The following is a 17,275-nucleotide window of genomic DNA, read 5'->3' as shown; positions in this document are numbered from 1 at the left end:
GCCGATGAATGCCAAGACCGTGATCCAACAGCGGGTCCGGGCCGCGGAGCGCGACCTGGTGAGCCTGTCCCACCGCATCCACGCCCATCCGGAGCAGGCCTTCGAAGAGGTCCGCGCCAGCACCTGGGTCGCCCAGCACCTGGACGCGGCCGGCTTCGACGTCGAGCACGGCTGCTACGGCCTGCCCACCGCGGTCCGCGCCACCGTGGGCTCCGGGCCGCTGCACGTCGCCGTCTGCGCGGAGTACGACGCGCTGCCGGAGATCGGCCACGCCTGCGGGCACAACATCATCGCCGCCGCCGCGGTGGGCGCGGGAGTCGGCCTCGCCGCACTCGCCGACGACCTCGGCCTGACGGTCACCGTGCTCGGGACACCCGCCGAGGAAGGCGGCGGCGGCAAGGTCCTGATGCTCGAACGCGGAGCCTTCGACGGAGTCGACGCCGCCATGATGGTGCACCCCGCGGCCGCCGAGACGGATGCCATGCCCGGCACCGCCGTCTCCCAGTTCGACATCCGCTACCGCGGCACCCCCGCGCACGCGGGCGCCTACCCCGAGCGCGGAGTCAACGCCGCCGACGCCATGACCGTCGCCCAGGTGGCCATTGGACTGCTGCGCCAGCAGACCGCCGGTTCGGACCGCGTCCAAGGCATCGTCACCGAAGCCGGCAGCGCGGCGAACGTCATCCCGGAGTCCAGCCGAGGCCGATGGATCGTCCGCGCGGACACCCTTGAAGCGCTCACCCCCCTCAAAACCCGGGTGACCCGCTGCTTCGAAGCGGGAGCGCTGGCCACCGGCTGCGAACTGACCGTGAGTCCCGTCGGCCCCGACTACGCCGACCTGCGCCCCGACGCCACGCTGCTGGCCCTGTACCGGGCGAACGCCGAGGCCCTCGGCCGCACCTTCCTCGACCTCCCCCACGGCGCCGCCGCCGGAGCCGCCACCGACATGGGCAACGTCTCCCACGCCGTCCCCACCATCCACCCCATGCTCGGACTGGACTGCGCGCCCGCCGTCAACCACCAACGCGAGTTCACCGCCGCGTGCATCACACCGGCCGCGGACCGCGCCGTCCTCGACGGCGCCACCGCAATGGCCTGGACCGCCACCGACCTCGCCGCAGCCGCCGACCGCGCGCCGTAACGAAGCGGGCGCGCCTCCTCCGGGACGCGGCTGGGCTACCCGAGAACGTCGCGGTCGACGGTCGAAAACACTGGTGATCCGTGCCGGGCTGCGTACCGGGCAGCGAGGCCCGGCGCACGCGACGGACTGGCCTGTCGTCGGCGTCGTCCGGCCTCCCGGGACCAGCCTCGGCGCGCCACCGGCAGGCCGCGGACTCGATCAGGTCCGGGTAGAACCCGTGCAGGGAGAGCAGGGCCAGGGTGGTGCCCGCGGTGTCGTAGCCCTCGGTGAGCAAGGTGCGGATGCGCTCCAGGCGACGCAGGTCGCCGGTACCGCGGCGGGCGGCGGTGGCCTTGGCTTCGCCGACGAGGGCGATCGTGGCGCGGGGAACCTGAGGGCGCTCGCCCAGGGTCAGGGCGACGGCTGACAACGGGGATCGTGGCGGCGATCGCGAAGAGCCGTGTCAGCCGCTCTCTGGCAAGGGAGAGCAAAGCGCCTGGTGAGGGCACGTCACGCGTTCCAGCTGTCTTCCATCACCGGCTCGGCCCGTCCGCCCGAGGTCCACACGTCCGGTCACGCCGGCGTGATGACGTTTGCGATGCTGCGGTGCCGGGCGGCGCCGTGTGCGAAATCGGGAACGCGTGACGTGCCCTCGCGCAGGTCGTCCAGGAACTGCCGGTAGGCGTGGGCGACCGCGTAGGCCGGCGCGTCGGCTCGGGGGTCCAGCCGCGGGACGCGAACGTACGATTCCGGCACCGTCAGGGGAGCGAGTCCGGTGGACGTTCCGCGGCCGCCCTCCAGGGTGACCGGGCTGAGCTGGGGGTGGCCGGTCGGGGCGGTGAGGACGAGGTCGCCCTCGGTGCCGTTGATCTCCCAGCGGAAGTTGGTTCCCCGGGACATGCCTCCGCGGTAGTGGAAGGTGGCCACCGCGCCGCCCGGCAGCCGTCCCGAGGCCACCACCTGGTCCGCGGCGGTCATCGGCACGGGCTGTCCGCTCTCGGTGTCCACGGCCGACGTACGCCGCGACGCCGGTTGGATCCGCAGCTCCCGGGGCTCTCCCAGGACCGACGCGAGTCCGTCGAGGGCGTGGCTGAAGGGAATAGTCAGCAGTGTCGCGCCGTTCGCGGCGTCGAGCACGTAGTGATCCGCGGGGCCCACGGTGGCGCCCCAGGCACCGCCGGAGCCGACGACCGTCGTGGACAGCACCTCCCCCACGTAGCCGTCGGCGACGAGATCCCGTGCGTGGGCGAGGGCCGGGTGCGACCGCGCCTGGAGACCGACGACGGTCGGCACGGCGCGGCCGCGCGCCTGCCGCGCCATGTCCTCGGCCTCCGCGAGCCCGTTGCCCAGCGGCCACTCGCACAGCACGCCCTTGCCGGCGTCCAGCGCCGTCTGCACCAGTTCCCGGTGGTGCGGCACCTTCACCGCCACGACCACCAGGTCCACCTCGTCGCAGGCCACCAGTTCGGCAGCCGTCCCGAAGGTGCCGGACACACCATGCGTCTGTCCGGAGCGCTCCGCCGACTGCTTCGAACTCGCGCTCAGGGCCCTCAGCTCATAACCGGGGACGGCGCGCAGGGCAGGCAGGTGAGAGCGCTCGGCCCAGCTGCCGTGCGCCCCGAGTCCGATGATCCCCACTCCGATCGGCTTCTCGGACCGGGCCAGCTCGGCAAGCAGTGACTGGGATGTGTTCATGATGCGTCACCTGTTCTTTGCGTGAATGGCACGGACGTCACTCGCACTTCCGGGTCGTTTCACCGGACATGCCGATGGAATGACCGCGTCGCCGGAAGGCGCGAAGTCCGGACCAGCTCGGAGATCGCGACCACCTGTTAGCGTTGACATTTCAACACTAGAAGGGGTGTGTTGACATGTCAACATCGGCTGGTGAGGCTCCCGGACCGGACGAGGTCATGGGCGGGGCCGCACTGGATCCCGTCGACCTCTGGTCCGCCTTCAAGCGCGCCCACGAGATCGTCCGAATCCGTGTGATCGCGGACGCCGCCGAGGCGGCGGGACTGTCCGAGCCGGACCTGACGATCCTCGTCAGCCTGAGCAAGGCGGGGGGTTCCCTGCGCCAGAGCGAGCTCGCCGCGTCGCTCGGCTGGGACCGCACACGCATCTCCCACCAGCTCACCCGCATGAGCAAGCGCGAACTCGTCACCCGCGAACGCGCCGGCGGTGTCACCGTCACCCTCACCGACATCGGACGCCAGGCCATCACCACCGTGCACCCCGGCCTGGACGCCGCGGTACGCCGCCACTTCACCGACAAGCTCTCCGCGCAGGAGGTCGCAACACTCAGTTCCGTCCTCCGCAGGCTGTAGCCGCCGGAACACGAAGCCGACAAGCCGGCCGGCCTCGTGTGGTGGTCAGTGGTTCGCGGCCGGCCGCGTCGACGCGATCGTCTCCAACGCCGGCCACGGCCTGCTCGGCGCAGCCGAAGAACGCACCGACGCCCAGGTCGACCACATCATCTCCACCAAGTGAGCCCGTCGAAGGGTTCGCCGAAGCCGTCGCCCAGGAAGTCGGCCCCGTTCGAGACACACGCTGCGGGCCGGTATCCTTGGTTGCGAAGTCCGGCGCGTATAAGCATGTCGAAACAGCGCCCGTCTTCCGAGTCGACTCGGAAGACGGGCGCTGTTTTTTATTGCCGCCTCCGTATCGAGCGACGAAGGAACTGCACTGTGAGCGACAACCGCTTCCACACCTGCCTGCCACGCAACCCGAAGGAATCCGTAACGTTCATGCTGGTCATCGCCGTGATCTCGGTGAACACCATCCCGGTGGTGATCGGCGGCCTGACCTCCGGCTTCACCCTGGCCATGTGGACCGGTCTGCTGCGGGTGATGCCGGTCCTGCTGGTCGCGGTCGTGGCCGTCGTCCTGCTGACGATGAAGCCCGCCCAGTTGCTCACCTCGCGACTCGTGCGCCCGGGCGACAGCTTCCGCGCCCATATGATCCTGAACGCCCTGTGCAGCGTGCTGCTGATCTCCCTCGTGATGACGGTGGTCGGCACCTGGATCGGCACGCGGCAGATCTCCACCGAGCCCCTCGATCAGTTCGCACACCTGTGGCCGCGGAACTGCACCATCGCGTTCCTCATCGAGGCACTGCTCGCCCAACCGGTCGCCCGGCAGGTCATGCGCCTCCATCACCAGCGCGCCGACGCCCGCGCCGCGCTCGCGGCGGCCTGACATCCGCACCCGGCACCCTGTACGAGAGCGTTGTGCTGATCGGATTGGATCCGCACCCACGTCGCCGGCCGTCGCCCCGCACGCGCTGGAGGCGGCGGGCCGGGCCGGGGCCGAGTGGCCCAAGGTCCGGTTCGCCGCGGCGGTCAGGGGAGTGGGCGCCACCGTCACGCTGCGGCCCCTGAAGTCCGTCGCCCGGTCCCGGCCCTGACGCCCGGGCGGGCGTACGGACGGCAGCGCCACGACGGCCACTCGGCGCCGCGCGCCGCCGTGCCCTCTCGCGACCTCTACCGACGCGCGTCGCCAGCCGCCACCGGCGTCGTCGTCGTGAAGGGCAGCACCAGGCGGGAGGGGTGTGCCGCGTCCCGGTAGATCTTGTGGGTGACGGGCCGGCCCACCGGCAGGTGGAAGGCGTCCGGCGGCAGCAGCGCGTTGTGCTCGTCGGCGAGCGGCTCGTCGTTGGACAGCTCCACGACCAGCCGGTGCCCCGGCAGGAAGGTCGCCGCGAACGGGTAGACCCGCAGCACGTACTCCTCGATCTTCCCCGGTTCGACCGGCACCGCGCGGGTGTGCGGGTGGTGCGGGTCGCCCTCGGTGCTGCGTTCCTCGTCGAGCTCGCGGTGCGACGCCTTGAGGTAGGCGGTGGTGATGAGCTGCCGTTTGCCGCCCGGGGCCTCGTCCCACATGCGCAGGACGAAGTTGGTGTCGGGCTGGTCGATCTCGGCGAAGAGGTGGGCCGCGCCCTGGCCGATCATCTCGGTGGGCTCGGTGAACGGGGCGGTGCTCCAGCTGAGGATCTCCACCTTGTCGGTCACCGTCAGCGGTGCCTGGTAGAAACCGTCGGGAGCGGCGTGTTCGGCGCCCATCGGCTCGGGCTCGAAGGAGAGCGCCCGGCGGGGACGGAAGTAGAGCGACCGGTACTCGACGTCCTTCGGCGGCCACTCGGCGCCGGTGGCCCTCTCGCGCGATCCCTCGACGTGGACGGTGACGGCGGGCTCGTCCATGACCCCGTTGTCGATGCCCTTGAGCCAGTACTCGTACCAGCGGAACATCTTGTCGTGCTCCTCGATGAAGGGGCGCGACTGCATCGGCGGGTACGGGCCGATGTCGAGCTTCTTCGGGCCCTTCAACGCCTTGTACAGCTCGATGGTGCCGTCCATCGTCCAGCCGCGGCCCTGGTCGATCTGGAGCCGGACCGGGATGTCGATGTCCGGCGCGAGGGTGATCGGATTGCGCTCCTCGTACCAGTCGCCGTCGACCTCGTTCATGACGATGTCGAACCACGCCTCGTGGTTCTTCGGGTAGTTGAGCACATGGACGAGGTTGGGCCAGGCGGCCACGTCCGGGTCCTTCAGCCGCTCCGCGACCCGCTTCCCGATCTCCTCGGGCGAGTACGTCTCCAGCATGCGGGACTTGACGCCGTCGGTGAACGCCCAGCCGGAGTCACCACCGCGGCCCTCGCGGGCGGCCCGTGGCATGAACCACATGACGCCGCCGTGGTACGTCGTCTCGTAGAAGTCGAAGTGGCCGCCGCTGACGAAGATCGCCTTGAGGCTCGGCGGGCGTTCGGCCGCCGCCAGTACCTGCATCGAGCCGAAGTAGGAGATGCCGATCATGCCGACGTTGCCGTCGCACCACGGCTGCGCGGCGACCCACTCGATGAAGTCGTACGCGTCCTGGCCGAGGGAAACGCCGCCGGCGTTGTAGTTGCCGATGTGCTCACCCTCGGAGGCGCCGGAGCCGCGCAGGTCGCCGATGACGTGGACGTAGCCCTCCTTGACGACGCGGGCGATGTCGCCGGCTTCGATGCAGCCGTCCCACATCGGGCTGGGGCGGCGCTGCGGGGGCGTGGTGAGGGCGAGGGCCTGGAGCTCCTTGCCGTAGGGGCTGAGCGCGACGAGCGCCGGGCGCGGCGTGTCGTCCACGGGGGCGTAGGTGTCGGCCGCCAGCGTGACGCCGTCGCGCATCGGCACCCGGAGGTCCTTGCGGACGGCGATGGTCTGCTCGCCCGCCTGGATCTGGTGAAGGTCGGTCATGGTGCGAAGCTCCTGTGGTGCGTGTTGCGGTCACGCGTGCGGTAGCCGTGCATCGAGGTGAAGAACGGCGACGGTTCGAGCGTGGGGTCGCCGGTGTAGCCGAGTTCCTCGGCGGCCCCGGCGAAGGGCGAGTACGGGGAGTCCGTCTCCCTGAGGCCGGCCTCCAGGCAGCGGCAGGCGGCCTCGGCGACGCGGTCCTCGGCGGCGAGGCTCTGGTCGATGGCCTCGCGGGCCTGCGCCTCGTCGAGTTCGACGCCGTACGGGGTGCCGTCGGCCCGCCGGTAGGGGTGCCCGAGGTAGAGGTGGCGCGGGCGGACCTCGTCGCGCAGGTGCGCCAGGCCGGCGCGGTAGGCGGCCGGGTCGGTGTAGCCGGGGAAGCCGTTGGCCGCGCCGTGGACCTGCACGGCGTCACCGACGAAGACCGAGCGCTGACCCTCGACGACGTAGGCGACCGACCCGGGGGTGTGGCCCGGGACCGGGTGCACGGAGACGGTGACGTCGCCACCGAGCGAGAGGGTTTCCCCGCCGTTGACGAGCAGGGTGGGTTCCATCTCCCCGGAGATGACGGCGTTCGCGGCCGCCGCCACCTTGGCCTCGCCCTCGGACTCGCGCAGGTACCGGCCGCGTCCGGCGCGGTACTCGTCCACGTGCGCCCGCCGGGAGCGGAGCATCGGCGCGTCGGCCTCGTGGATCACCACCCGCGCCTGTCGGCCGGTGAGTTCCCACAGGGCGTGCGCGCCGCCGACGTGGTCGATGTGACCGTGCGTCAGCAGGATCCAGCGCACGTCCTCGATACGGCGCCCGATCGCCTCCAGCGCGGGGGCCATGCCCTCGGCGGGCGAGGTGGCGATCCCGGTGTCGACGATCGCCGGCTCGGGCGCGTCGATGAAGAAGCTGTACAGACCGAACCGGCCCCACGGTGAGACCAGGGGGTGGACGGTGACGTCGTGTGTCATGGTCCTCCTTCCGAACTTGTGCGCGGCCAGGGCCGGTTCAGCGGCGGGTGAGGAAGTCGCGGGTCTCGGTGAAGACCCGGTGGTACTCGGGGATCCAGGAGAAGTGCTGGACGAATCCGTGGCCGGCGCCCTCGTACCGGCTCACCGTCGCCGCCACTCCGGCCTCCCGCAGGCGCCGGCCGTAGAGTTCGCCCTCGTCGCGCATGGGGTCGAACTCGGCGGTGACGACCAGGGCCGGCGGCAGCCCGCTCAGGTCCTTCCGCTTGACCGGGGAGACCAGCGGGTCCGCCGGGTCGGCGCCGCTGTCGAGGTAGAAGGCGTTGAACGGCCCCAGACCGGCCGTCTCCAGGCCGTAGCCGACCGCGTTCTCCCGCAGCGAGGCGTACCGGTCCTCGTCGAAGTCCAGGTCGAGCGAGGGGTAGTAGAGGATCTGGTGGGTGATCCGGTCGAAGCCCTCGTCGTGCGCCCGGGCCGCGACGGCGGCGACGAAGGTGGCGCCGGAGCTGTCGCCGGCCAGCGCGAGGGTCGTGCCGTCCCAGCCAAGGCTCCCGCCCTGCTCGGCGGCCCACCGGGTCACGGCCCAGCAGTCGTCGAGACCGGCCGGGAAGGCGGCCTCGGGCGCCCGGCGGTAGCCGACGGAGACGACCTTCAGCCCGGTCTCCTCGGCCAGCGAGCGGGCGACGTGGTCGTGTGTCTCCAGGCTGCCGAGGAAGAACGCTCCCCCGTGGAAGTAGACGAGCAGTCCGTGGCGGTCCGCGGCGGTGGGCGTGTAGACGCGCACGGGCACGTCGCCGGAGGCGGTGTGCGCGGTCAGGTCCTCCACCGCGTGCAGCGGCAGGCGCTTCTCGACGGGGGGTACGTGTGACTCCTCGGCGGCGCGCATCGCGACCGGGTCGAGCGGGCCCTCGGGCGGCGGCGGGAGGGTGGCGAGGAACGTGGCGATCTCGGGGTGCAGCGGCATGGTCCTCAGTCCTTCGTCGCGGTGGCCGCGGGCTTCTGGCCGGGGAAGACATCGCTGATCTCGTCCTCGGTCCAGCCCTGCCGCGAGACGGCCTGGAGCTGGTCGGTCACCGGCTTGCGGGTGGCCTGGTACAGGGCGAGGCCCTCCGTCAGGGAGTCCGCCCGGCGCAGGGCGTCGGCGAGCGCGCCGGCGTCCTCGATGGCGGAGTTGGCGCCCTGGCCCTGGTGGTGGAGCATCGAGTGCGCGGCGTCGCCGACGAGGACGACGGAGTCCGAGTGCCAGGTGTCGACCGGGTCGATGTCGTAGACGGCGCGGATGTTCACGGTGTCCATGTCGAGGCCGCGCGTGATGTCCACCAGTCGCTCGTCGAAGCCCTCGACCGTGCGCAGCATGTCTTCCTTGGTGACCTGCGGCGTCCAGGTGCCGTCCGGGCACAGGGCGGTGATGTCGAAGGACACCTGGCCGCGGTGGCGCAGCGGCAGCAGATAGATCTTCGTGCCGCGGCCGATGTACATGCGCAGGTTGTCGTCGGTGACCATGCCGTGGGCCTCGTCCACGGAGATGACGGCGCGGTAGGCGTGCTCGCCGGAGAACACCGGGCCCTTGTCGCCGAACAGCTGCCGGCGCACGACCGACTTGATGCCGTCGGCGCCGACGACGAGGTCCGCCTCGACGGTCGCGCCGCCCGCGAAGGTCAGGACCGAGCTGTCGCCCTTGTCCTCGATAGTCTCCAGCCGGTGGCCGAGGCGCACCATGCCCTCGGGCAGCACACCGAGCAGGGCCTCGATGAAGTCGCCGCGGTGGATCAGGTGCGTGTGGGTCTGCTCGCCGTCGGCAGGCCACGCCTCCTTCATGATCGGGTCGCCGGTGGCGGTGAGGATCTCGAAGTACTCGCTGGGCGAGCTGACCCGGGCGATCGCGTCGAAGATCCCCCACTGGCGGAACCGGTTCATGGTGACGGGGCGCAGGCCGATGCCGGCGCCGACCTCCCGGGTCCGGTTCGCCTGCTCGTAGACGGTGACGTCCGCCCCGAGCAGGCTGAGGGCCTTGGCCGCCGCCGCACCGCCGTATCCCGCGCCGACGATCGCGATCTTCAGGTCTTTCAGGTCTTTCAGGTCCGAGGACGGCATGGTGGGTCTCTCTTACTTCTGGATGGTCAGGAAGTCGGCGGGGTTGCCGACGAAGATCGTCTGGATGGCGGCCTCGTCGAGGCCGGCGGCGCGCAGGTCCGGGATCAGGTCGTCGAAGAGGTAGTTGATGGTGTGGCCCTTGACTCCGGGCCAGCCCAGCGGGGAGCAGTTGGCGTCCGCCGAGGCGAGGACCTGCCGGATGCGGCGGCCCCCGTCGATGAACCGCAGGAAGTGGTCCAGGCGCTCCTTGCGGGGGCGGGCCCAGAACGGCGGGTCGGGCAGCTCGGTCTCGTAGCCGAAGGTGTCGAAGCCGATGCGGCCGCCCTGCCCGGCGATCCAGACGTCACGGGTCTTGTCGGCGTTCACCCCGTCGTCGACGTGCCCGAACAGGACGCGGTCCAGGGGCAGACCCTCTTCGTCGAAGATCGCGATCGCGTTCTCGGCGTCGATCGCGAGGTGGGTCAGGATGGGTACGCCCGTGGCGAGCGCGGCGCGGGCGGCGGCGCGGTAGATGCGCTTGTCCAGGTCGGTCATGCGCCCGCCCCGGCTCACGCCGACCTTGATGACGCCGGCGCGGCTGCCGGTGTCGCCGATGCCGACGGTGATCTCGTGGACGAACTGCCGTGTCAGGTAGTCGACGTCGGCGCGGGCGAAGTGCGGCAGGGCGGTGTCGCCGCCGACGAAGCCGGTGCAGGCGACGATGTGGACGCCGGTCTTCGCCGACAGCGACTTGTAGTAGTCGACGTCACGGCCGTTGCAGATGCCGGTCGCGTCGACGAAGGTGCCGCCGCCCAGCTCGTGGAAGCGGCGCAGCTTGGGGACGGTCTCCTCGTAGCGCTGCTCGGGCGTCTTCCACCACCGCGTGTCCAGCTCGGATCCGGGCATGCCGTAGCCGATGTGCTCGTGGATCGCCACGAAGCCCAGCTCCTCGGCGGGGATCGGCCCCAGGACGGTGTTCACTCGCGACACAACACTCACCTTCGAAAAGAGTTCTTGACGGTCGTTCGGGCCGGTGTGGTCAGCGCACCGCGAGCAGGGCGGCCGGGTTGGCCCCGAGGATGCGCCGCACGTCGCCGTCGCCGACGCCGTGCGCCTTCAGCAGCGGCACGAAGGCGGTCAGCACATGGCTGTACGGCAGGTCGTTCGCGGGGTGCCCCTTGGCCACCCCGGTCGCGCCGGCGGAGAGCAGGATCCGGTCGGCGTGACCGGCGCGCACGAGGTCGGCGACCAGGGCTGCGCGCTCGGCGTCGGTGAGGTGCTCGTCGTCCTCGGTGCCGACGTGGTCGAGGACGACGCGGGCGCCGCGGTCGGCGACCTTCGCGGGTGCGCCGGCGGCGACGGCGTCCCCCCGGTCCAGGCCGCCGACGGCCACCCGGTCGGCCGGCAGCTTCTCGTCGAGGACGACGTCGAGTTCGGCTGCGGCGTCGTCGCCGTACCGGAAGGAGAGGGCCGTGCCGGTGGCGAGGGCGGCGCGGGCGGCGCCGCGCAGCAGGCTCTCGTCGGTGGCGGTCATACCGGCGCGGGTCACCGCGGTGGTGACCAGTCCGGCCGGGCCGCGGCGCTCCACACGCGGGACCACCATGCCCTCGGTGATCTCCCGGCTGAAGAGGTCGGCGAACTTCTCGGCCGGCCAGGGGGTCGGCGGGTTGGTCTGCGGGGTGAGGAAGTAGCCCCCGAGCAGTTCCTCGGGTCCCTGGCCGGTCGAGGCGACGATGTGCACGCCGGTGGTGCGGGACAGCGCCTCGTAGAGCCGGACGTCACGGCCGTGGAACATGCCGGTGCTGTCGACGACAGTGCCGCCGCCGTGGGCGCGGAAGTCGCGCAGTTTGCCGGCGAGCGTCTCGAAGATCTCGGCGCGGTCGAGGGTGATGTCGAAGGCGTGCTCGGCACCCGGAAGCACCGACAGCAGCGCCTCGTGGACCGAGACGACGCCCAGCTCGTCGGCCGGCACCGGGCCCAGGACGGTGTTCACGGTGGTGCTCTTCACGCTCATGCCTGCCTCACGTGTCCGGTGGAGGTGCGACGGTGCACCCTGTGGCTGCCGTCACGGTAGCCATTCGCTTTACAGCACGTCAATGAAATGAACGCCACGAAAAAACAATGCATTGACAGTTGCGAGAAAGGCGAGGATCAGAGCAACGAAGGGGGCGGGCGAGCATCGGGGCATGCATCCTGTGCATGCCGGACCATGCGAATCATTCACTTGATGGATGTGGCGCGGGCCGCTTTCACTGAGGGCATGCGTACACCGCCCACCTCCGACCTCGACCTCTTCGCCGACGAAGTACTCCTGGACCCCCTGCCCTTCCACGCCGAGCTGCGCGAGTCGGGCCCGGTCGTCCACCTGCCGAATAGCGACGCCTACGCGCTGACGCGCTACGACGTCATCCGCGACGCCCTCGCCGACTGGGAGTCGTTCTCCTCGACGTCGATCGCCTTCAATCCGACGGCCGACCAGGCCCTGACCGGCACCTCCCTGGCGTCCGACCCGCCGGTGCACACCCCGTTGCGCGCCGCCCTCACCGAGAACCTCTCGCCCCGCGCCCTGCGCGGGCTGAAGGGCGGGATCGAGGCGAAGGCCGACGGCCTGGTCGCCGCACTCGTCGCGCAGGGCTCCTTCGAGGCCGTCGACGCTCTCGCCCGCGTCTTCCCGCTGGAGGTGGTCGCCGACCTAATCGGCTTCACCGGCCGCGTACGGGACAGCATGCTCCGCTGGGGTCAGGCCGCCATGCAGGTCCTCGGCCCGATGAACCGGCGCACCGCGGAGAGCTTCCCCGTCGCCGGCGAGCTGTACGCCTGGTGCTCCGAGGTCACGGCCGACGACCTGGCCGAGGGCTCGGTGGGCCGTGGCATCTTCGACGCCGAGGCGCGCGGCGACATCCCCGCGGGGACCGCCGGCCACATCATCCACCAGTACCTCGGCGCCGGAGTCGACACGACGGTCGCCGCCATCGGCAACATCGTCGCCCTGTTCGCCGCACACCCGGACCAGCTCCGCGAAGTGCGCGCCGAACCGTCCCTGATTCCGGCGGCGTTCAACGAAGTGCTGCGGTACTGGCCCCCCGTCAACGTCTGGGGCCGCATCACCACCCGGGACGTGGAGATCGAGGGCGTCGTCGTCCCGGCGGGCGCGCGGATCGCGGTGCTGTTCGGGGCCGGCAACCGCGACCCGCGGCACTACGACGACCCCGACGCCTTCCTGGTCGGGCGCAACCCGGTCGACCACCTGTCGTTCGGCTACGGCCCGCACGGCTGCGCGGGCCAGGGGCTCGCCCGTCTGGAGGCCCACGCCGTGATCCGGGCACTGTCCCGGCGCGTCGGGCGCCTCGTCGTCGGACCCGAGGTCCGCGTTCCCGCCAACATCACCCGGAGCATCGACCGGCTCCCCGTCCTGGAGGTGATCCCCGCGTGAGGATCGTTCTCGACCGCCCCCGCTGCGAGGGCCACGGCCTGTGCGAGGAGGCCGCACCGCGGCTCATGCACCTCGACGACGACGGCGAGCTGATGCTCGACCGGGAGGAGGTCGAAGGAGGCGACGCCGCGCTCGCCCAGGCCGCCGCCCGGGTTTGTCCCGTCGCCGCGCTGAGGGTCGCATGAGCACCGCCGCCCTCAAGCGCGTCGTCGTCGTGGGCAACGGCATCGCCGGACTCACCGCCGCCGACACGCTCCGCGAAGCCGGGTTCGACGGCGAACTGACTCTCGTCGGCGACGAGCCCCATCCGGCGTACAGCCGGCCCGCCCTGTCGAAGGCGCTGCTGCTCGACGGCGACGACCCGTCCTCGCACGCGCTGCCGCCGGCCTCCCACGGGGCGAAGGAACTGCTCGGCGTGCGTGCGACCGGCCTCGACCCGGACCGACGCCTGGTCACGCTCGACGACGGCACCGCCCTGCCGTACGACGGCGTCGTCCTGGCCACCGGCTCCCGGGCCCGGCGGCTGTCCGAGCTGCCCGACGAGGTGACCCTGCGCGGCCTCGACGACGCGCTGGCGCTGCGCCGCCGGCTGGCCGGTCGGCCCTCCGTCCTCGTCGTCGGCGGCGGCCCGCTCGGCATGGAGATCGCCTCGGGATGCCTGGCGGCCGGCTGCCGGGTCACCCTCGTCTCGCGAGGGGAGCCGCTGACCGCCCAGCTCGGTCCGCACCTCGCCCGCGTCCTCACCACCGCCGCCCGCGAGCGGGGGCTCACCGTGGTCGAGACCGGCCCGGCACGGGTCGAAGGGCGGCCCGGTGACGCCCGCGTGGCGCTCCAGGACGGCACGATGGTGCGGGCGGAGGTCCTGCTCACCGCAGTCGGGGACATCCCCAACACCGCATGGCTCGTCGGCACCGGGCTCGTCGTGAACGGCGCCGTTCCGGTCGACGCGCGCGGCCTCGCCCGCCCCGGCGTCGCGGCCGTCGGCGACCTCGCGGCCTTCCCCACCCCGCAGGGCCTGCGCCGCGTCCCCCTGTGGAGCAGCGCCATCGACCAGGCGAAGGTCGCCGCGCGGGCGCTCGTCCACGGCGACGCCGCCCCGCCGCTCTCCTTCCAGCCGTACTTCTGGACCGAGCAGTTCGGGCGGACCCTCAAGGCCGTCGGGCAGCTGCCCGCCGAGGGGGAGCCGGAGTACGTGGACGGGGGACCCGACGGCCCCGCGCTGATGACCTGGCGGCAGGGGGACGGCAGCACCACGGCCGTCGCTCTGGACTACCGCGTCCCTGTCCCCCGGCTGCGCCGCATGACCCGGACCGCCGCATAAGGTGTGCGCCATGAACGGCGAGGAGGGCACCGCGGCGACGTCGGGACTGGACCGGCTGGCCTCGGTCAACCTCAACCTGCTGGTGCCCCTCCTCGCCCTGCTGGAGGAAGGATCCGTGACCAGGGCCGCGGAACGGGTCGGGCTCTCGCAGCCCGCCATGAGCCACGCCCTGACCCGGATGCGGCGCCTGCTGGGCGACGACCTCGTCGTCCGGCAGGGCAGTGGCGTCACGCTCACCCCACGGGCGCTGGAGCTGATCGCCCCGCTGCGCGGCGCGCTGCGGCAGACGGCGCGGGTCGTCGACTTTCCCTCCTTCGATCCCGCCACCGACGAGCGGGTCCTCACGGTCGCCATGACCAACAGCACCGCGTTCGTCGTCGGCCCCCGGTTGACCCGGCTCGTCGCCGAGCGCGCCCCGCACGCCACCCTGCGGATCCGGACGATCACGGTGCCGACCGAGGCCACCTTCACCGAAGGGGGCGTCGACGTCGTGCTGATCTCCGAGGGGCACTTCTCGCCGTATCCGCGCGAACGGCTCTACGACGACCGCTGTGTCGTGGTGGCCTCGCCGGACACCCCGCCGCGGGCGAGCTCCCTCGACCTGCTCACCACCGAGCCGCACGTCGTCGTCGACACCGACCGGCGGGTCTTCCCGTACGCGGTGCTGGAGAACGAGGCGATCCCCTACCGCGTCGGGCTGTGGGTCTCCGACTTCCTCCTGGTGCCGTTCCACGTGGCGCGCGCCGGTGGTGTCGCCCTGCTGCGGTACCGGGTCGCCGCCACGATGCGCACCCTCGCCGACCTGCGGATCGAGGAGTTCCCGTTCCCGCTGCCGGGGCTCGGCATCGACATGGTGTGGAACCCGCGCCTGGCCGACCGGCACTTCGTCGCCTGGCTGCGGGAGTTGCTGCGCGACGCCGCGGCCGAGCGGTGAGAGGGCCGCCCGCGCCGGATCAGGTCAGCAGCCGCACCCAGCTGGCGCTCAGCTCGTCGAGCAGCTGCTCGCGGGTGAGCTTCCAGTCGGTGCGGCCCCAGTGCTGGGCGACGTAGTCCAGCTCGGCCATGGCCAGCACCCCCCGGAAGCGGCGCTGGTGCGGGTCGAGGCGGCCGGCCCGCGTCAGACCGTCCTCGATGTCGCTGATGGCTTCTTCCAGCCACCGCTCCACCAGGTCGCGCAGCTCCGGGTCGACCGCCGCGGCGTCCCGGCCCACGCGGATGATCGGCCGGATCTCGGACCAGCTGTCCGCGGTGCGCCGCAGCCAGGCGCTGATCGCGCCCGCCGTCCCGTCGGCGACGGTGGCGACCAGGTCCTGGGCCGTGGAACCGTGCTCCGGGGAACGGACGCGCTGGAGCGCCTCGTTGAGCCGCTCGTCGATGAGCGCCCTCATCAGGTCGCTGCGGGAGGGAAAGTAGGCGTAGAAGGTCACCCGGGTGGTGCCGGCGGCGGTCGCGATGTCGTCGACCGTGGTGGCGGCGTAGCCCTTCGTGGTGAACAGCTCCAGCCCGGACTCCAGCAGGAGGCGGCGCGTCATCTGCTTCTGTGCCTGTCGGAGGTTCGCCATGCCGGAGATCCTAGTGCCCCGCCGCACGCTCGCTGTACGGACCGGCTCCGCTACGAACGCCATGTAAAGCACCGTGGGGCCGGCCGGCGCCGAGGGCCGGCCACGGCGCCGGCTCCGGGATTCGGGCTCCGGGCTCCGGGCTCCGGGCTCCGGGATTCGGGATTCGGGCTCCGGGATTCGGGATTCGGGATTCGGACGAGGAGATCGACGGACAGCCGTCGGGTCGTCGGGGCGCACTCCGGCGAGGGCTCCGCCGAACCGGCCGGAGGAGGCGCGGGCCGCCGCCCAGAGGTGGGCGTCGCTCATGCCGTGCCACCCGCCGTCGTCGATTCCCCGACGGCCGCCGAGGCCAGCGGGACCGGCGTGAACATGTCCGGTTCCTCGTCCGGGGTCAGTGCGGTCGGGCCGTACAGCCAGTCCGTGTAGGCGTAGTCGTAGGTGTCGCGGGCGCGCAGCAGCACGTTGCGCTGCTCGCGGGCGAGACCGTCGAGGTGCCACAACTCGCCCCACGTGCGGGAGGTGGTCAGCACACGCCGGCAGTGCTCCGGACGGACGGCCTCGTAGGCGGCGAGCGCGGCCGTCCAGTCGACCGTGCCGTCCCCGGCGCGGTTGCGGGCGACGTGCTCGCCCAGCACCCAGCCGTCCTCGACGGCCATGATCGCGCCCTGCGCGATGTACTGCAGCGGCGGGTGCGCGGAGTCGCCGAGCAGCGCGATCCGGCCGTGGACCCAGTTCATGATCGGGTCGCGGTCGAACATGCGCCACCACTTGTCCCGCCACATGAAGGACAGGCCGTCCCGGACGAAGCCGCAGGTCTCGGCGAACGCGGCGTCGAGCTCGTCCGGCGTACCCCAGTCCTCCCGGCCGGCCAACGCCTTGGGCGACTCGAAGACCGCGACCTGGTTGAGCATCTCGCCGCCGCGCAGACCGTAGTGGACGAAGTGGCAGCCGGGGCCGACGTACACCACGACCTCGCCGAGGTCGACGCGGGCCACGCGGGGCGACTCGGCGGGGACGGTGCCGCGGTAGGCGACGTACGCCGAGGAGACGGGCTCGTCGTCGACGAAGAGCTTGCGGGCAGGAGAGTGCAGCCCGTCGGCGGCGATCACCATGCCGGCCTCGTGGGTCGCGCCGGAGGCGACGGTCACGCGGGCGCCGCCGTCGGTGTTCTCGTACGAGGTCACCCGCGCGTCGTTGACCAGCTCGACACCGGCGCGCTCGCAGGCGCGCAGCAGCAGGCCGTGCAGGTCGCTGCGGTGGATGACCAGGTACGGGTAGCCGTAGCGCTGCTCCAGGTCGCGCAGGTCGAGCCGGGTCAGCTCGTCGCCGTCGACGGCGTCGCGCATGACCATCGTGTCCGGGACGACGCCGAGGCTCTTGGCCTCCTGGAGGAGGCCGTAGTCGTCGAGGATGCGGGTGCAGTTGGGGGCGAGCTGGATGCCGGCGCCGACCTCGCCGAAGGCGGGGGCGCTCTCCAGCAGGCGGACGCGCTGACCCTGGCGGGCCAGCGAGAACGCCGCGCCGAGGCCGCCGATGCCGCCGCCGACGACGATCACATCAGGGTGGGACATGGGACGCACTCC

At 71.9% G+C, this 17,275-nt stretch carries 16 protein-coding genes and 1 pseudogene; 7 read left to right on the top strand and 10 right to left on the bottom strand.

The window, feature by feature from the left end; all coding sequences use genetic code 11:
* The first annotated feature begins 4 nt into the window (after positions 1 to 4).
* The gene (locus ACGH7X_RS29305) at positions 5 to 1,141 is read left to right on the top strand and encodes a M20 family metallopeptidase (protein ID WP_399890316.1); all 1,137 of its coding nucleotides are present in this window, start codon (positions 5 to 7) and stop codon (positions 1,139 to 1,141) included.
* A 178-nt stretch (positions 1,142 to 1,319) separates the two neighbouring features.
* On the opposite strand, the pseudogene ACGH7X_RS29300 reads toward ACGH7X_RS29305, so the two are convergent.
* A pseudogene (locus tag ACGH7X_RS29300) lies at positions 1,320 to 1,538 on the bottom strand (ATP-binding protein); the annotation flags it as partial.
* 155 nt (positions 1,539 to 1,693) lie between these two features.
* Complete coding sequence (locus ACGH7X_RS29295) at positions 1,694 to 2,815, bottom strand: Gfo/Idh/MocA family protein (protein ID WP_399890312.1); 1,122 nt, start codon at positions 2,813 to 2,815, stop codon at positions 1,694 to 1,696.
* A gap of 176 nt (positions 2,816 to 2,991) precedes the next feature.
* On the opposite strand from ACGH7X_RS29295, the gene ACGH7X_RS29290 reads away from it, so the two are divergent.
* Together ACGH7X_RS29290 and ACGH7X_RS29285 are read left to right on the top strand one after the other, a co-directional pair.
* Positions 2,992 to 3,447, top strand: a complete 456-nt coding sequence (locus ACGH7X_RS29290) for a MarR family winged helix-turn-helix transcriptional regulator (RefSeq protein ID WP_399890309.1) — start codon at positions 2,992 to 2,994, stop codon at positions 3,445 to 3,447.
* 360 nt (positions 3,448 to 3,807) lie between these two features.
* Positions 3,808 to 4,317: a hypothetical protein gene (locus ACGH7X_RS29285; RefSeq protein ID WP_399890306.1), complete on the top strand. Its 510-nt coding sequence runs from the start codon at positions 3,808 to 3,810 to the stop codon at positions 4,315 to 4,317.
* Between the two features lie 284 nt (positions 4,318 to 4,601).
* On the opposite strand, the gene ACGH7X_RS29280 is transcribed toward ACGH7X_RS29285, so the two are convergent.
* Genes ACGH7X_RS29280 through ACGH7X_RS29255 form a run of 6 tightly spaced genes read right to left on the bottom strand, consistent with a single transcriptional unit; the run spans position 4,602 to position 11,390 of the window.
* Positions 4,602 to 6,350: a CocE/NonD family hydrolase gene (locus tag ACGH7X_RS29280; RefSeq protein WP_399890303.1), complete on the bottom strand. Its 1,749-nt coding sequence runs from the start codon at positions 6,348 to 6,350 to the stop codon at positions 4,602 to 4,604.
* On the bottom strand, positions 6,347 to 7,306 hold the full coding sequence (locus ACGH7X_RS29275; RefSeq protein ID WP_399890300.1) for an MBL fold metallo-hydrolase: 960 nt from the start codon (positions 7,304 to 7,306) through the stop codon (positions 6,347 to 6,349). Before ACGH7X_RS29275 ends, ACGH7X_RS29280 begins: the two co-directional genes overlap by 4 nt.
* A 37-nt stretch (positions 7,307 to 7,343) precedes the next feature.
* The gene (locus tag ACGH7X_RS29270) at positions 7,344 to 8,267 is read right to left on the bottom strand and encodes an alpha/beta hydrolase (protein ID WP_399890297.1); all 924 of its coding nucleotides are present in this window, start codon (positions 8,265 to 8,267) and stop codon (positions 7,344 to 7,346) included.
* A 5-nt stretch (positions 8,268 to 8,272) separates the two neighbouring features.
* On the bottom strand, positions 8,273 to 9,397 hold the full coding sequence (locus tag ACGH7X_RS29265; protein WP_399890294.1) for an FAD-dependent oxidoreductase: 1,125 nt from the start codon (positions 9,395 to 9,397) through the stop codon (positions 8,273 to 8,275).
* Positions 9,398 to 9,409: 12 nt separating this feature from the next.
* Positions 9,410 to 10,366, bottom strand: coding sequence for a phosphotriesterase (locus ACGH7X_RS29260; protein ID WP_399890291.1), 957 nt, complete (start codon positions 10,364 to 10,366; stop codon positions 9,410 to 9,412).
* A 49-nt stretch (positions 10,367 to 10,415) separates the two neighbouring features.
* Entirely contained in the window at positions 10,416 to 11,390 is a 975-nt protein-coding gene (locus tag ACGH7X_RS29255) for a phosphotriesterase (protein ID WP_399890288.1), read from the bottom strand.
* Between the two features lie 246 nt (positions 11,391 to 11,636).
* On the opposite strand from ACGH7X_RS29255, the gene ACGH7X_RS29250 reads away from it, so the two are divergent.
* Genes ACGH7X_RS29250 through ACGH7X_RS29235 form a run of 4 tightly spaced genes read left to right on the top strand, consistent with a single transcriptional unit; the run spans position 11,637 to position 15,064 of the window.
* Positions 11,637 to 12,809 (top strand): cytochrome P450, encoded by a 1,173-nt coding sequence (locus tag ACGH7X_RS29250; protein WP_399890285.1) that lies wholly within the window; start codon positions 11,637 to 11,639, stop codon positions 12,807 to 12,809.
* The gene (locus ACGH7X_RS29245) at positions 12,806 to 12,994 is read left to right on the top strand and encodes a ferredoxin (RefSeq protein ID WP_399890282.1); all 189 of its coding nucleotides are present in this window, start codon (positions 12,806 to 12,808) and stop codon (positions 12,992 to 12,994) included. Before ACGH7X_RS29250 ends, ACGH7X_RS29245 begins: the two co-directional genes overlap by 4 nt.
* A complete protein-coding gene (locus ACGH7X_RS29240) occupies positions 12,991 to 14,130 on the top strand; it encodes an NAD(P)/FAD-dependent oxidoreductase (protein WP_399890279.1) in 1,140 nt (379 codons plus the stop codon). Before ACGH7X_RS29245 ends, ACGH7X_RS29240 begins: the two co-directional genes overlap by 4 nt.
* Before the next feature lie 10 nt (positions 14,131 to 14,140).
* Positions 14,141 to 15,064, top strand: a complete 924-nt coding sequence (locus ACGH7X_RS29235) for a LysR family transcriptional regulator (RefSeq protein ID WP_399890276.1) — start codon at positions 14,141 to 14,143, stop codon at positions 15,062 to 15,064.
* A 19-nt stretch (positions 15,065 to 15,083) separates the two neighbouring features.
* Here ACGH7X_RS29235 and ACGH7X_RS29230 read toward each other — a convergent pair whose 3' ends face one another.
* Both ACGH7X_RS29230 and ACGH7X_RS29225 read right to left on the bottom strand, forming a co-directional pair.
* Positions 15,084 to 15,692, bottom strand: a complete 609-nt coding sequence (locus ACGH7X_RS29230; RefSeq protein ID WP_399890273.1) for a TetR/AcrR family transcriptional regulator — start codon at positions 15,690 to 15,692, stop codon at positions 15,084 to 15,086.
* Positions 15,693 to 15,994: 302 nt separating this feature from the next.
* The gene (locus ACGH7X_RS29225) at positions 15,995 to 17,263 is read right to left on the bottom strand and encodes an FAD-dependent oxidoreductase (RefSeq protein WP_399890270.1); all 1,269 of its coding nucleotides are present in this window, start codon (positions 17,261 to 17,263) and stop codon (positions 15,995 to 15,997) included.
* Positions 17,264 to 17,275: the final 12 nt, after the last annotated feature.

It is taken from the genome of Streptomyces sp. BBFR51 (assembly GCF_044591655.1).
Lineage (GTDB): Bacteria > Actinomycetota > Actinomycetes > Streptomycetales > Streptomycetaceae > Streptomyces.
The sequence above is the reverse complement of the archived record's forward strand: the minus strand, read 5'-3'. Positions and strand labels throughout refer to the sequence as shown.